Origin of the sequence: Chimaeribacter arupi (assembly GCF_002858805.1) — a bacterium.
Classification (GTDB): Bacteria; Pseudomonadota; Gammaproteobacteria; order Enterobacterales; family Enterobacteriaceae; genus Chimaeribacter; species Chimaeribacter arupi.
Genome location: NZ_PJZI01000032.1, coordinates 1 through 14,411 on the forward strand (window position 1 = coordinate 1; position 14,411 = coordinate 14,411).

11 protein-coding genes and 1 riboswitch are annotated in these 14,411 nt (G+C 56.8%); of the genes, 5 read left to right on the plus strand and 6 right to left on the minus strand.

Features of this window, described 5'->3' with window-relative positions:
• Positions 1-136 precede the first annotated feature (136 nt).
• The gene (gene murI, locus CYR52_RS17010; protein WP_101829021.1) at positions 137-1,000 is read right to left on the minus strand and encodes a glutamate racemase; all 864 of its coding nucleotides are present in this window, start codon (positions 998-1,000) and stop codon (positions 137-139) included.
• Entirely contained in the window at positions 945-2,825 is a 1,881-nt protein-coding gene (gene btuB / locus CYR52_RS17015) for a TonB-dependent vitamin B12 receptor BtuB (RefSeq protein WP_101829022.1), read from the minus strand. The genes murI and btuB overlap by 56 nt, the downstream gene beginning before the upstream one ends.
• A 73-nt stretch (positions 2,826-2,898) precedes the next feature.
• A riboswitch (cobalamin riboswitch) is annotated at positions 2,899-3,101 on the minus strand.
• A 130-nt stretch (positions 3,102-3,231) separates the two neighbouring features.
• Between btuB and trmA the strand changes: the two genes are divergently transcribed.
• Positions 3,232-4,338, plus strand: a complete 1,107-nt coding sequence (trmA, locus tag CYR52_RS17020) for a tRNA (uridine(54)-C5)-methyltransferase TrmA (RefSeq protein WP_101829023.1) — start codon at positions 3,232-3,234, stop codon at positions 4,336-4,338.
• A 55-nt stretch (positions 4,339-4,393) separates the two neighbouring features.
• On the opposite strand, the gene CYR52_RS17025 is transcribed toward trmA, so the two are convergent.
• Both CYR52_RS17025 and fabR read right to left on the minus strand, forming a co-directional pair.
• Entirely contained in the window at positions 4,394-4,762 is a 369-nt protein-coding gene (locus tag CYR52_RS17025) for a YijD family membrane protein (protein ID WP_072931635.1), read from the minus strand.
• A gap of 80 nt (positions 4,763-4,842) precedes the next feature.
• The gene (gene fabR, locus CYR52_RS17030; protein WP_072931633.1) at positions 4,843-5,475 is read right to left on the minus strand and encodes an HTH-type transcriptional repressor FabR; all 633 of its coding nucleotides are present in this window, start codon (positions 5,473-5,475) and stop codon (positions 4,843-4,845) included.
• A 214-nt stretch (positions 5,476-5,689) separates the two neighbouring features.
• Between fabR and sthA the strand changes: the two genes are divergently transcribed.
• Entirely contained in the window at positions 5,690-7,093 is a 1,404-nt protein-coding gene (gene sthA, locus CYR52_RS17035) for a Si-specific NAD(P)(+) transhydrogenase (protein ID WP_072931632.1), read from the plus strand.
• On the opposite strand, the gene oxyR is transcribed toward sthA, so the two are convergent.
• Entirely contained in the window at positions 7,076-7,993 is a 918-nt protein-coding gene (gene oxyR / locus CYR52_RS17040; RefSeq protein WP_072931630.1) for a DNA-binding transcriptional regulator OxyR, read from the minus strand. The genes sthA and oxyR overlap by 18 nt on opposite strands.
• Before the next feature lie 149 nt (positions 7,994-8,142).
• Here oxyR and CYR52_RS17045 point away from each other — a divergent pair, with 149 nt between their 5' ends.
• The 3 genes from CYR52_RS17045 to CYR52_RS17055 all read left to right on the plus strand — a co-directional run bounded on the left by CYR52_RS17045 (position 8,143) and on the right by CYR52_RS17055 (position 12,905).
• Positions 8,143-8,874 (plus strand): glutathione peroxidase, encoded by a 732-nt coding sequence (locus CYR52_RS17045; protein WP_101829025.1) that lies wholly within the window; start codon positions 8,143-8,145, stop codon positions 8,872-8,874.
• 130 nt (positions 8,875-9,004) lie between these two features.
• Positions 9,005-10,453, plus strand: a complete 1,449-nt coding sequence (locus CYR52_RS17050) for a dihydrolipoyl dehydrogenase (protein WP_101829026.1) — start codon at positions 9,005-9,007, stop codon at positions 10,451-10,453.
• A gap of 259 nt (positions 10,454-10,712) precedes the next feature.
• Positions 10,713-12,905 (plus strand): glycosyl hydrolase family 18 protein, encoded by a 2,193-nt coding sequence (locus CYR52_RS17055; RefSeq protein ID WP_101829027.1) that lies wholly within the window; start codon positions 10,713-10,715, stop codon positions 12,903-12,905.
• An 83-nt stretch (positions 12,906-12,988) separates the two neighbouring features.
• On the opposite strand, the gene argH is transcribed toward CYR52_RS17055, so the two are convergent.
• On the minus strand, positions 12,989-14,362 hold the full coding sequence (gene argH / locus CYR52_RS17060) for an argininosuccinate lyase (protein WP_072931624.1): 1,374 nt from the start codon (positions 14,360-14,362) through the stop codon (positions 12,989-12,991).
• Positions 14,363-14,411: the final 49 nt, after the last annotated feature.

Below are 14,411 nucleotides of genomic sequence, written 5' to 3' on the forward strand. Positions count from 1 at the left end.
CTTATCTCTTCCTGACCCGGCGACGTGTTGGTCGTTGTTCCCGGTCAGTGGAGGCGCATTATAGGGAGTTCCTGACAGCCTGCAACCCCTAAATTCAAAAAATTATTCAACCGTCTAAAATTTAATCCAGTTGATGCTAAAGCGGCAGTTTTTCGATGGTTTTAAAGCCATAACCGGCTAAAACAGGGCGTAAGGCCTCGGTTTCCGCTGAAATGCCCATACAGTATGCAATGTTTTTTTCTGTGGAAAGCGGCACATTTTCCTGATTTGCAATCAGCCAGGCGGTGCGGCGGGCGATGGCAGCCCCGGAATCCACCAGCCGGGTGCCTTCCGGCAGCACCTGCATTAATTCGTCAGCGACTAATGGAAAGTGCGTACAGCCCAGAACAACCGTATCAGGTGGCTCAGGCAGTTTCAGCCAGGGACGGACAATCTTTTGCAACGCCTCCAGCGAGACACCTTTACCGTGCAGCTTTGCCTCGGCTATCTCCACCAGCTCTGACGAGCCCAGCATCAGGATTTCGCAATCCGTGGCAAAGCGGGTCACCAAATCATGCGTATAAGGACGTTGTACGGTGGCGCGGGTAGCCAGCAGGCCCACAATGCCGTTACGCGTGAGTTTGGCCGCTGGTTTGATCGCCGGAACCACGCCGACGACCGGGCAGGTAAAGCGCTCACGCAGCGCCGGCAGGGTAACGGTACTGGCGGTGTTACAGGCGATGATAATGATGGCCAGCGGATGGCGCCGCGCTACGGCCTCGACAATCTGCACTACGCGTTCGACGATGAACTCTTCTGATTTCTCCCCATAAGGGAAAGCGACATTGTCAAAGGCGTAGATATAGTGGAGATCCGGCAACAACTGCCGGATCTCGTGATAAACCGAAAGCCCCCCGACACCGGAGTCAAAGACCAACGCGGTAGGCCGGGGAGTTAATGAAGGGTCAGAAGGTATAGCTGCCAGTGAGGTAGTATTCACGTCCTGGTGTTTCGTAGCCATAAACCGTCTCATAATCTTTATCAAACAGGTTGGCAATTCTACCACGAACGGTCAGGTGCGATGTAACCGGATAAGAGACCGCAAGATCCCACAGGCTGACGCCGCCCAGTTGCTTCCTTTCATTACTGTTGTAGTCGGTATCATAGCGCTGGCCGAGGTAGTGATAATTCACTGACCAGTCAAAGTCTGCCACCGTCCAGTCGAGCTGGTATTTCACCTGCTGCTTGGCACGGCGTACCAGGATTTCGTTAGTATCCGCATCACGTGGGTCGAGGTACTCCAGTGTAAGCTGATGTTGCAGCGGGCCGGTGGTCAGGGAGCCTGTCCACTCAACGCCTTTGATTCTGGCCTTGCCGATATTGTAGTAACGGCTGCTCGCTGTGTCGTAAGCAATCATCTGATCGATGTCATTACGGTAAGCGGTCAAGCGCCAGCTCAGCGGCCCGGTCAACCCTTCAACCCCGCCTTCCCATTGCTTGCTCTCTTCCGGATTTAAATCCGGGTTGCCGTAGTAACCGCTATAGAGCTGGCCAAGGTTCGGGGCTTTATAAGCGGTGCCATAGGAGCCCACCAGCCGATAGCCCTCCATGAACTCCCAGGCGGCGCTGGTTTGCCAGGTAGAGTGCCAGCCGAACTGTGAATTATCATCACCCCGGAGCGCCCCTTCCAGCGTAACTTCACTGATTTGTTGTTGCGCCGTCAGGTACATGCCGGTGTTACGCTGGGTATAGCCTTCATCCAGGTAGTTGGTTCCCGGCTCGGTGGCAAGTTTCTGCCAGTCCAGCCCGGCACTGACTGTCCCCTGCCCCAGCTGGAAGGTATTTCCCCACTGGAGATTATATTGTTCGGAATCATCCAGCGTGGCGGAATCTGAATAGCGCCCATAGCGGGGGTCATAATTATAGTCTTTGGCCTCGCTATAACTGGCGATTAACTGCGACGCATAGATACCCTGCCGGAATCGCAGGCCGGTGTCATAGGTGCGGCTATAAAGCTGGCGGGTGTCCGGCAAGGCGTCAGAGTGCGCCGGGTCGCTGTAACTGTACGTGCCGTCGTAGGCGCTGCGGTTATCATAGCCGTAAGCACGGGCAAAGCCGCTGAACTGGTCATTGAAATGATGCTCCAGCCCGGCCCACAGGCTTTTACTCATAAAGCCGTCACGATCGGGCTGGCGCGGGTCGCCGTAGTTATCCGGCATTGCCGCGACCACATCATAACCATGCGTATAGGTATAGTTACCCGCCAGCGTGACCACGGTATCTTCACCGAGTTTTTGCTGGGTCGCACCGTCATAGGTTTGATAGCCATACGATCCGACGCCGGCACTCAGGGTGGTACCGACGTTTTCGCGCGTCGTAATAATATTGATCACGCCGCCAATCGCATCCGAGCCATACACCGCAGAGCGTGGCCCACGGATGTATTCGATACGTTGAACCAGGGAGATCGGAATCTGGCTGAGATCGGAGCTGCCGGAAATCCCTGCCTGATTCAGCCGGATACCATCGATCAGCAATAACACATGGCTGGAACTGGTGCCGCGGATAAATAAAGAATTGCTTTGGCCCATCCCACCGTTCTGGGCCATGTCCACGCCCGGTAAACGGCTCATCACTTCAGCAACGGATTTTACCTGCCAGCGATCAATCTCCTCTTTTGTCACGACGCTGACCGGGGCCAGCACAGAGGAAACAGGCTGAGGGAAACGGTTCGCCGTTACCACCACGCTATCATCATTGTTATCACCGGCAGCGGCGGCGTGCGCCCAGCCGGAAAAGGCCGTGGCAGAGAGCGCTGTCCACAGCAGGGATTTTTTCATTGTCATGCGAAACGCATCCACACTTAATTGGCAGGATGCCGCAGGCAGTCATCTTCGCAGTTCGCGGCGAAAATGAATAATGCGACGGGTTATCCCGGCAGGTCTTCGGACTTGGGAGCCGTGCCCTATCAGCACGCCGGGCGAAGACTTCCCACCCCTTGCGGAGCAGTGTCTGCAATTATGCGTTCGCCGTGACTTCCCCTTACCGCTGCGCGTCAGTTCCGGATTTACACCGGATTCCCTTTTAACTCATTGATAGAGGCCGGAGCGCAATGCTACGATCAACCCATATGGAAGTCTAGACTTCCACTGTTCCGGTGGGAAATTAACGTCACAAAACTGGACTTAGCCCTGACTTTCCCTACAATCCCCGCAAACCGACTCTTTTTCCCCAATCCAGACGAGACATTCCATGACGCCTGACACGCTGCCCATTGACCAATATGACGACCAGCTGGCGGAAAAAACCGCCCGTCTCAAGACGCTGATGTCGCCGTTTGCCGCGCCGGAGCCGGACGTCTTCCCCTCCCCGAAACAGCATTACCGTATGCGGGCAGAATTCCGGGTCTGGCATGATGAGGAAGATCTGTTCCATATCATCTTTGACCAGCAGACCAAAGCGCGCATCCGGGTCGACCAGTTCCCGGCGGCCAGTGAATTGATCAACCGCCTGATGACCGCGCTGATTGACGAACTGAAACCGCTGCCGGTACTGCGCCGCAAACTGTTCCAGATTGATTACCTCTCCACCCGGAGCGGCAAAATCATCGCCTCGCTGCTTTACCACCGCAAGCTGGATGAAGAGTGGCAACAGGCCGCCACTGCGCTGCGCGATCGCCTGCGGGCGCAGGGGTTTGACCTGCAACTGATCGGCCGCGCGACGAAAACCAAAATCATGCTGGATCAGGATTATGTGGATGAGTGCCTGCCGGTGGCCGGAAAAGAGATGATCTACCGCCAGGTGGAAAACAGCTTTACCCAGCCGAATGCGGCGGTGAACGTGAAGATGCTGGAGTGGGCGCTGGATGCCACCCACGGCTCGACCGGCGATCTGCTGGAGCTCTACTGCGGTAACGGCAACTTCTCACTGGCGCTGGCGCGTAACTTTAACCGCGTATTGGCGACGGAAATTGCCAAGCCGTCTGTGGCGGCGGCGCAATACAATATTGCCGCCAACCAGATCGACAATGTGCAGATCATCCGCATGGCGGCGGAAGATTTCACCCAGGCAATGAATGGCGTACGTGAATTTAACCGCCTGAAAGGCATTGATTTACGCAGCTACCAGTGCGAAACCATTTTTGTCGACCCACCGCGCAGCGGCCTGGACGACGACACCGTCGCGCTGGTGCAGGGTTACCCACGCATTCTTTATATCTCCTGCAACCCGGAGACGCTGTGTGAGAACCTGAAAACCCTGAGCCAGACGCACGACATCACGCGGCTGGCGCTGTTTGACCAGTTCCCCTATACGCACCATATGGAGTGCGGCGTCTTGCTGGTGAAGCGCGACGCCTGATGACAGGCACAAAAAAGCCCTCAGTTGAGGGCTTTTTTTATGGGCTGCGCCGGGCTTACGCTTCCGGTTTTACCATGGTGTCGCGGGCTTTGAGTTTCACGCCAATCCAGAATACCAGCGCCACTGCCAGAATCGCCGGCAGGAAGTTGGAGCCAATTTGCGGGTACTCCGCCCGGACAATCGCGCTATAGAGCAGCAGGCCCAGCATAAAGCAGGCGGCCGCCAGCGACGGCATACCTTGCGGCATCGCACGGTTCAGGTAACGCTGATGCAGGCAATACACCGCCAGCACCAAAGAAATCAATGGGAAGACGGAAAACGGCACCACCGAGCTGAACAGCGCGGCAAAAGAGCCATTAATCGATAATCCGGCAATCAGGGCAAGCAGCAGGGTGCCTTTCTCGCGGCGAGGGTGTTCTGTCATCTTTTTACCTATCTGTCGTGGGTTTGAAGGAAACATGGGTTGAAAGAAACATACCGGGCGGGAACCGGCGGGCAGTGGCATTACTCCTGCGACAACGCCGCCCTCTCCTGCTCGCGGCGGTACCAGTAATACGCGCCTTTTGAAATCATCCGCAGTTGCAGCACCAGCCGCTCTTCCAGCCGGCGGCGCTGCTCAATGTCCACATCCAGCGCCTCCGCACCGGCACTGAACACAATGGTGACCATCGCTTCAGCCTGGGCTTCGGTAAAGCTGCGCGGCATATGGTTTTCCAGCTCCAGGTAATCGGCCAGTTCAGCAATAAAGTGCTGAATCTCACGCGCCACGGCAGCACGGAACGCGGCAGACGTGCCGGAGCGTTCACGCAGCAGCAGGCGGAATGCGTTGGGGTTGTTGCCGATAAATTCCATAAAGGTGGACACTGACGTGCGGATCACGCTGCCGCCTTTGGCGATGCGCTGGCGCGCCTGGCGCATCAGCTGGCGCAGCATCAGGCCGCTTTCATCCACCATTGTCAGCCCGAGTTCATCCACATCGCGGAAGTGGCGGTAGAACGAGGTGGGGGCAATGCCCGCTTCGCGGGACACCTCACGCAGGCTCAGGCTGGCAAAACTGCGCTCGGCGCTGAGCTGGCTGAATGCCGCCTCGATCAATGAGCGCCGGGTGCGTTCTTTTTGTTGTGCTCTTACGCCCATAACCTTTTCCAGAGGAGTGTCCTGTCAACCGATGCGCCTGCCATGACCGCACTATATCAAACTTTTCAGACCCTACGCTTCTACAAACATGCAACAGTCAGTGACGGTGAAAAAATGGCAGCGCGCCCCACGAAAAGACTACGGTGGATTGGGGATTCAGGCCTATGATGTTACAATCTCGTTGTAAATTTGTATAAGAATAGGTGCCTCATACATGCAACAGCACTTCCAATTTGATGCGATCGTCATCGGCTCCGGCCCTGGCGGTGAAGGGGCCGCAATGGGCCTGGTGAAACAGGGCGCACGGGTTGCGGTGATTGAACGCTACAACAACGTGGGCGGCGGATGTACCCACTGGGGCACCATCCCCTCGAAAGCCCTCCGCCACGCTGTCAGCCGCATCATCGAATTCAACCAGAACCCGCTTTACAGTGACACCACCTCCCGCTCACTCAGCTCCAGTTTCCCTGATATTTTGCGCCATGCCGACTCGGTGATAAACCAGCAGACCCGCATGCGCCAGAGCTTCTATGAGCGCAACCAGTGCCAGCTTTTCTCCGGTGATGCCAGCTTTATTGACGCCAATACCATCAGTGTCCGCTACCCGGACGGCACGTCCGACCACCTGACCGCCGGGCAGATTGTGATCGCCTGCGGCTCGCGCCCGTACCACCCGGCAGAGGTCGATTTTGGCCACCCACGCATCTATGACAGCGACTCCATCCTGCAACTGAGCCATGAGCCGCGCCACGTTATTATTTATGGTGCCGGGGTGATCGGCTGCGAATATGCGTCGATCTTCCGCGGTCTTGGGGTGAAAGTCGACTTGATCAACACCCGTGACCGCCTGCTGGCGTTCCTGGATCAGGAGATGTCAGACGCCCTCTCCTACCACTTCTGGAACAACGGCGTGGTGATCCGCCATAACGAAGAGTACGAGCGGATTGAAGGGGTCGAGGACGGGGTCATTGTGCACCTGAAATCGGGCAAGAAAGTCAAAGCAGACTGCCTGCTGTACGCCAACGGCCGCACCGGCAACACCGACAACCTGGGGCTGGAAACCATCGGCCTGCAGGCAGACAGCCGCGGCCTGCTGAAAGTCAACAGCATGTACCAGACGGCACTGTCGCATATTTATGCCGTGGGTGACGTGATTGGTTACCCGAGCCTGGCCTCAGCGGCGTATGACCAGGGGCGTATCGCCGCGCAGGCGATGATCCAGGGTGAAGCCAAAGTCCACCTGATTGAGAATATCCCAAGCGGGATTTACACCATCCCGGAGATCAGCTCCGTCGGCAAAACCGAGCAGGAACTCACGGCGATGAAAGTGCCGTATGAAGTCGGCCGGGCGCAGTTCAAGCACCTGGCGCGGGCGCAAATTGCCGGGATGAATGTGGGCAGCCTGAAACTGCTGTTCCATCGCGAAACCAAGGAGATTCTGGGTATTCACTGCTTTGGCGAGCGTGCGGCGGAGATTATTCACATCGGCCAGGCCATCATGGAACAGAAAGGGGAAGGCAATACCATCGAGTATTTCGTCAATACCACCTTCAACTACCCCACGATGGCGGAAGCCTATCGCGTTGCCGCACTGAACGGGTTAAACCGCCTGTTTTAATGCGGTGTCAAACATCGGCTGCATATGCTCTTTGATGGCCTCTGCCAGCTGCTCATAGCGGCTGCGCAGGGGTGAGCCGGGGCGGTAGACCAGCGCAATGGTCCGCTTCGGCTCTGGTTTGCAGCACTGCATATAGCTTACGCCGTCACGCTGGCGCTCATTCGGCACTGCCAGGGCAGGCAACAGTGTGATGCCGCTGCCGGCCGCCACCATGTTGCGCAGTGTTTCCAGGCTGGTCGCGCGGAAGTGGGTGTCCTCGTCCGCCCCGGCCTGGAAGCAGAAGCCCATCGCCTGGTCGCGCAGGCAGTGGCCATCTTCCAGCATCAGCAGCTTCTCACCGGACAACTCCGCCATCGGCACCCGGTCGCGCCCCGCCCAGGGGTGATCGGTATACACGGCCAGTTTCAGCGGCTCATCAAACAGCGGCACTTCGATAAAGGATTCTGACTCTTTTACCAGCGCCAGGATCACGCAGTCGAGCTTGCCGCTGTCGAGCTGCGCCAGCAACTGGTGCGTCTGCGCTTCGTGCAGGTACATCTCCAGTTTCGGGAACGTCTGGTGCAGCATCGGGATAATATGCGGCAGCAGGTATGAGCCAAGCGTCGGGATCAGGCCAATATGCAACGGGCCGGACATGGTCTCCCCCTGCTGGCTTGCCATCTCCTTGAGCACTTTCACCTCACGCAGTACAGTGCGCGCCTGTTCCACCAGCAACAGCCCGGCCTGGGTGAACAACACCTTACGGCTGGTGCGCTCCAGCAGCATCACCCCCAGCTCATCTTCCAGCTTGCGGATCTGGCCGCTCAGGGTGGGCTGGCTGACGTGGCAGGCATCCGCCGCACGCCGGAAATGGCGGAATTCCGCCAGCGAAACCAAATACTCTAAATCGCGAATGTTCATTTTTTCCTCCGACCCATGATAGCTCATGGCAATGAATAAGATAGCAATCAACGATTAGATCTATCAACCCCCTGCGTGAATAATGTACCCCAACGAAGCAAGACACATGCAGCAATAAGAAATTCATCCGTTATTTTAAGAGGTTATCGATGTTTTCAAGCCAAGAAGGTAAGCAAGTCCCACAGGTTGTGTTTCATACCCGTCAGGGCGACCAGTGGGTTGATGTCACAACCGACGACCTGTTCAAAAATAAAACGGTTATCGTCTTTTCACTGCCGGGTGCCTTTACCCCGACCTGTTCTTCCAGCCACCTGCCGCGTTACAACGAACTGGCCGGTGTGTTCCGTCAGCATGGCGTAGACAGCATTCTGTGTGTTTCCGTGAACGATACGTTCGTGATGAACGCGTGGAAAAACGATCAGCACGCTGAAAACATCACTTTCATCCCGGACGGTAACGGCGAGTTCACCAAAGGTATGGAAATGCTGGTAGAGAAAGCGGATCTGGGCTTTGGCCCGCGCTCCTGGCGTTACTCCATGCTGGTACGCAACGGCGTGGTAGAAAAAATGTTCGTTGAGCCGAACAAGCCGGGCGACCCGTTTGAAGTGTCTGACGCTGACACCATGCTGAAATACCTGGCGCCAAAGTTCAAAATCCAGGAATCCGTGTCCGTGTTCACCAAACCGGGCTGCCCGTTCTGCGCCAAAGCAAAACAGATGCTGCAAGAGCGCGGTATTCAGTACGAAGAAATCGTACTGGGCAAAGACGCGACCACCGTCAGCCTGCGTGCTGTATCCGGCCGCGCGACGGTTCCGCAGGTCTTCATCGGCGGCCGTCACATTGGTGGCAGCGACGATCTGGAAACCTTCCTGGCCGTATAACCTGACGTAAGAGATAAACCATCCCTACGTATTAACTATAAGAAACAGCCAACGTGAATTTTGGCGGGCTTTTAGCCCGCCTTTTTTATTCCCGTCCCCTTTTTTACACAGCAGAAAACCGAGGCATACCATGAAACAACTCAACGTCGACGTTGCCGTCATCGGCGGCGGCACCGCCGGCCTGGGCGCCTACCGCGCCGCGAAACTTTCCACGCCGAATGTGGTGATGATCGAGGGCGGCCCGTTTGGGACGACCTGCGCGCGCGTAGGGTGTATGCCTTCAAAACTGCTGATCGCGGCGGCAGAAGCCGTGCACCAGACGGAACGCGCCCACGGTTTCGGCATCCATCCCCAGGGTGAAATCCTGATCAACGGCCGTGAAGTCATGGACCGCGTCAAACGCGAGCGTGACCGGTTTGTCGGTTTTGTGCTTGAGGGCGTCGAGAATATCCCGGCGCGTGACAAAATCTCCGGCTATGCCCGCTTTATTGATGACAACACGCTGATGGTAGATGACCACACCCGCATTGTGGCGCAGCGCATCGTGATTGCCACCGGCTCACGCCCTGCCTGGCCTGCGGCCTGGGACGCCCTGGGCGACCGGCTGGTGATTAATGATGATGTCTTCAGCTGGGATGACCTGCCGGAGAGCGTCGCGGTATTCGGCCCCGGCGTGATTGGCCTGGAGCTGGGCCAGGCGCTGCATCGTCTGGGTGTTGAGGTGAAAGTCTTCGGCGTCGGCGGCGGTGTCGGCCCGCTCACTGACCCGCGTGTGCGTGAATATGCCGCGACTACCCTGAGCGATGAGTTTTACCTCGATGCGGATGCAAAAATCGAGATGATGCAGCGCGAAGGCGACCGCGTCTTCATCCGCTACCTGGACAAGCAGGGCAACCCGCAGGATCTGATGGTGGATTACGTGCTGGCAGCCACCGGCCGCCGCCCGAATGTGGATAAGCTCGGGCTGGAAAACACCTCCCTGGTGCTGGACGCGCGCGGTGTGCCGACGGCCGACCGCCTGACCATGCAGACCAGCGTGCCGCACATTTTTATTGCCGGTGACGCCAGCAACCAGTTGCCGCTGCTGCATGAAGCCAGCGATCAGGCCCGTATCGCCGGGGATAACGCCGGGGCTTTCCCGGAAGTGAACCCCGGCCTGCGTCGCAGCGCGATCTCTGTGGTGTTCTCCGATCCGCAGATTGCGATGGTCGGTGCCACCTACCGCGAGCTGAACAGCGCGCTGGGTGCCTGTGGCTGCTTTGAAATCGGTGAAGTTTCCTTTGAGAACCAGGGCCGTTCACGCGTGATGCTGCGTAATAAAGGTGTGATGCGTGTGTATGGCGAACAAGGCACCGGGCGGTTCCTCGGCGCAGAGATGATCGGCCCGGATGTGGAGCATCTGGCACACTTGCTGGCGTGGGCACATCAGCAGAAAATGACGGTCAATCAGATGCTGGAGATGCCGTTCTACCATCCGGTGATTGAAGAGGGGTTGCGCACGGCCCTGCGCGATCTGCAAAGTAAACTGCGTCTCGGCAATGAAGAGGCAGAACGCTGCCAGCGCTGCCCAGGCGAGTAAATCGTCACATTTCTTTACTGGAAAACGGGCCGGACAGGCCCGTTTTTATTTCCCGGCACTCCCTCTGCTTTTATTTAACCTCGTTGAAACCTCGTTATTTAATAAGATAGAAAATAACCTTGATCTATTTAAATAAAGAACTGAAAAACAGTTAATCGCTGCTTCATTAATTATTAAATCCTTCGTGTAATTCGCTTTGGTAATATTCAGCCGCGTCTTTATTAGCACGCGTAACGTTTATTATTCAAAAGGAATGACGATGAAATTAACGCTTATTTCCAGGGCTTTACTTGCCGTTGGTTTGACCGCTGGGGCTGCAAGCGCGTTTGCATTAGAGGCCTGGAATGGCCAGGAGGGTGGCGACACCATGCAGGTGATTTTTGACGGCAACGTCTATCAAAACGCCTGGTGGGTAGGCGCCGACAACTGCCCGAAAGAGGCTGCTGCCGATGAAGCCAATAACCCGTGGCGTTATCTGCGCACGGCCACCAGCGCCGAAATGGCCGAGTACGGTAACCCGACCACCTGTGAGATTAACGGCGGCGGTACCCCGGTTGTGCATGATGCATTCAGCAGTGATAAAGCCTATCAGCAAGGCGATATCGTGAAATATCAGGAAAATACCTATAAAGCCAATGGTGCTGTTCCGGCGAACTCCTTTATTCCGGCACAAGGAAACCCGTGGCAGCGTTATATGCCGGTGGAAACCTGGAACGCCTCCAAAACCTATAATAAAGGGGATGTGGTTAAGGTTGACGGCCAGTCTTATGAAGCGTTGTTCTACACCATCGGGAATAACCCTGCTGACCCGGCCAACCAGAACCCACAAGGCAATAACGGCCGTCCGTGGAAACCGTTAGGCCCAACCGTGGAATACACGCCGGAACAACTGGCTGCCGCGCCGCAGTTCAACACCTCTGCCCTTTACCCGGCCGGGCAACTGGTACAGTTCCAGGGCCAGCCGTATGTGGCACAGACCAAAGTGCAGCACGCTTCCCCAACAGACATTAACCCGTGGGCCGTGTACATCGACTGGGCAGGCACCAAAGAGCGCGTCGGCACGCCGAAAAATCCGTGGCCGGCCCACGTCTATGCCCCGTATGTGGACTTCAGCCTGAATTCCATTCCGGATCTGGCGAAACTGGCAAAAGAGCAGAACGTTAACCACTTCACCATGGCGTTTGTGGTGGCGAAGAGCGGTGACCAGTGCCTGCCGACCTGGGGTACCGCCTACAACCTGCAGGATTACACCCAGTACAGCAAAATCAAGGCGCTGCGTGAAGCGGGCGGCGACATTATGGTGTCCATCGGGGGTGCCAATAATGCCCCGCTGGCCGCCGCCTGTAAAAACGACGCTGACCTGACCCAGCTCTACCATGACATCGTGGATAACCTGAACCTGAACGTGCTGGACTTTGACATCGAAGGCACCTGGGTGGCGGACCACGAGTCGATCCAGCGCCGTAACCGCGCCGTAAAAGCGGTACAGGCGAAATGGCAAGAGGAAGGCCGCAAGGTCGGCATCTGGTACACCCTGCCGATCCTGCCGACCGGCCTGACGGCTGAAGGGCTGTATGTGCTGGAAGATGCGCGTGATGCCGGTGTCGACCTGGCCGGGGTTAACGTGATGACCATGGACTACGGCAATGCCATCTGCCAGTCTGACGGTACCGAAGGCCAGAATATCCACGGCACCTGCGCCACCTCCGCCATCGAAAACATGTTCCACCAGCTGAAGAAAATCTGGCCGGCCAAGTCCGACAAAGAGATCAACGCCATGATGGGCACCACGCCGATGATCGGTTACAACGACGTGCAGGGCGAAGTGTTCTATCAGTCTGATGCAAAGCTGGTGATGGAAGATGCGGTGAAACGGGATCTCGGCATGGTCGGCATCTGGTCGATGGCGCGTGATCAGCCGGGCATCGCCAAACAGGTCAGCCCGGAACACAGCGGCATGACTGAACAGCAGGCACCGATGTATGCCTACAGCAAGATTCTTGCCCCGTTCACGCATGATGACGCAAAAACAAATTGCTGCCATCGCTGGGGTGAGAATGACCGTAAAGGTGCCATAGGCGATATTTACCTCTCTGATGATTTTTATGGTCAGGGCAAAGCCTATTTCAACCTGATGGGCACCGGCAGCGACGGGAAATACTGGTACTACCCTGCAACGAAGTCCAATAACCGATACTGGATTTATCTGGGCGACACTGAAGAGCAAGCCATTGCGAATAATCAGGAATTGATGAAATACCATCGTTGGGGTGAAAATAGCGGCAAAGGCAAGATAGGTGACGTTTACCTGTCAAATCCGGACAGTACCCATCTGGCGTTATATAAGCTGATCGCACTTAATAGCGATCAAACATATGGCTATTACCCACGTTATAAAGAAAGTAATCAATATTGGGAATATGTGGGAGATGTGACGCTTAACCTGAAATAATCTATTGTTTTATAAAAAAAATCCTGCGTAAGAAAAGGTCGCCATCCAGGCGACCTTTTTTTTACGCTTTCTTCGGGTGCAGCTTAGGCCAACCGCTGTTTCGCCTCAGTGATGGCATTTGCCACCTGATGCGGCGACACCCCGCCTTTGGCGTCACGTTTATCCAGGCAGGATTGCAGTGACAGGATCGGGTAGACATCATCGCCGATCACGCTGCTGAACGTCTGCAACGTCGCCAGCGGCAACGCTTCCAGCGCGACGCCCTGAGAGATGGCCTCCACCACCGCCGCGCCGACAATGTGGTGCGCTTCGCGGAACGGGATACCTTTTGCCACCAGATAATCCGCCAGCTCCGTGGCATTGGCGTAGCCCTGCTCCGCCGCTTCCTGCGTACGGGCGCGTTTCACTTTGATGCCGTCCAGTACCAGCGCCGCCATGTTCAGGCAGTCGAACCAGGTTTCCAGCGCGTCAAACAGCCCTTCTTTATCTTCCTGGATGTCCTTGTTATAGGCCAGCGGCAGCCCTTTCATGGTCATCATCATGCCGGTCAGCGCGCCTTGTACCCGGCCGCTCTTGCCGCGGATCAGCTCCAGCGCATCGGGGTTTTTCTTTTGCGGCATCAGCGACGAACCCGAGGTCACGCGGTCAGACAGCTCCACAAAACCCGCTTCGCCGGTGTTGAAGAAGATCAGGTCTTCGGCAAAGCGTGACAGGTGCACCATGCTGATGGCCGCATTCGACAGCAGCTCGAGCACATGGTCACGGTCGGAGACGCTGTCCAGGCTATTACGGGTCGCAGAGGCGAAACCGAGCCAGCCCGCCAGTTGCTCCCGGTCAATCGGGTAGGCGGTACCGGCCAGCGCGCCACAGCCCAGCGGGCTGACGTCCAGCCGCGTCAGGGTGTCACGCAGGCGGCTTTCATCCCGCGCCAGCATCTCGACATAGGCCATGCACCAGTGGGCAAAGGTCACCGGCTGCGCACGTTGCAGGTGGGTATACCCCGGCATCACCGCATCCTGGTTGGCCTCGGCGGTCGCCACCAGCGCCTGTTGCAGGTTTTTCAGCGACAACAGCAATTCCGCGACCTGCTCCTTGCACCACAGTTTCAGGTCAGTCGCGACCTGATCGTTACGGCTGCGGCCGGTATGCAGTTTCTTGCCGAGGTCGCCCACTTTATCGATCAGCTTCTGCTCCACCCAGCTATGGATGTCTTCCGCATCGCTTTCGACAATGGCCTCCGGGTCGGCGCGCACCTCGTCCAGCAGAAACATCAGCGCTTCCTCCAGTCGCTGCTGCTCGTCCTGCGTCAGCACATTGACCGTGACCAGTGCCTTCGACCAGGCGACGGAGCCGACGATATCCTGTTCGGCCAGCCGGTAATCGAAACGCAGGGAGTCATTGAGTTGTTTGAAACGTTGGTCTGCTGCCTGGGTAAAACGCCCGCCCCAAAGTGCCATAGTGTGCGTCCTTCTGATAAATGCTGTAGCTGACAGGGCGCACTGCCGC

Bases quoted from the DNA above. Each gene is read 5' to 3' on its own strand.
- murI (WP_101829021.1), bottom strand. From the start codon at position 1,000: ATGGCTACGAAACACCAGGACGTGAATACTACCTCACTGGCAGCTATA.
- btuB (WP_101829022.1), bottom strand. From the start codon at position 2,825: ATGACAATGAAAAAATCCCTGCTGTGGACAGCGCTCTCTGCCACGGCC.
- trmA (WP_101829023.1), top strand. From the start codon at position 3,232: ATGACGCCTGACACGCTGCCCATTGACCAATATGACGACCAGCTGGCG.
- CYR52_RS17025 (WP_072931635.1), bottom strand. From the start codon at position 4,762: ATGACAGAACACCCTCGCCGCGAGAAAGGCACCCTGCTGCTTGCCCTG.
- fabR (WP_072931633.1), bottom strand. From the start codon at position 5,475: ATGGGCGTAAGAGCACAACAAAAAGAACGCACCCGGCGCTCATTGATC.
- sthA (WP_072931632.1), top strand. From the start codon at position 5,690: ATGCAACAGCACTTCCAATTTGATGCGATCGTCATCGGCTCCGGCCCT.
- oxyR (WP_072931630.1), bottom strand. From the start codon at position 7,993: ATGAACATTCGCGATTTAGAGTATTTGGTTTCGCTGGCGGAATTCCGC.
- CYR52_RS17045 (WP_101829025.1), top strand. From the start codon at position 8,143: ATGTTTTCAAGCCAAGAAGGTAAGCAAGTCCCACAGGTTGTGTTTCAT.
- CYR52_RS17050 (WP_101829026.1), top strand. From the start codon at position 9,005: ATGAAACAACTCAACGTCGACGTTGCCGTCATCGGCGGCGGCACCGCC.
- CYR52_RS17055 (WP_101829027.1), top strand. From the start codon at position 10,713: ATGAAATTAACGCTTATTTCCAGGGCTTTACTTGCCGTTGGTTTGACC.
- argH (WP_072931624.1), bottom strand. From the start codon at position 14,362: ATGGCACTTTGGGGCGGGCGTTTTACCCAGGCAGCAGACCAACGTTTC.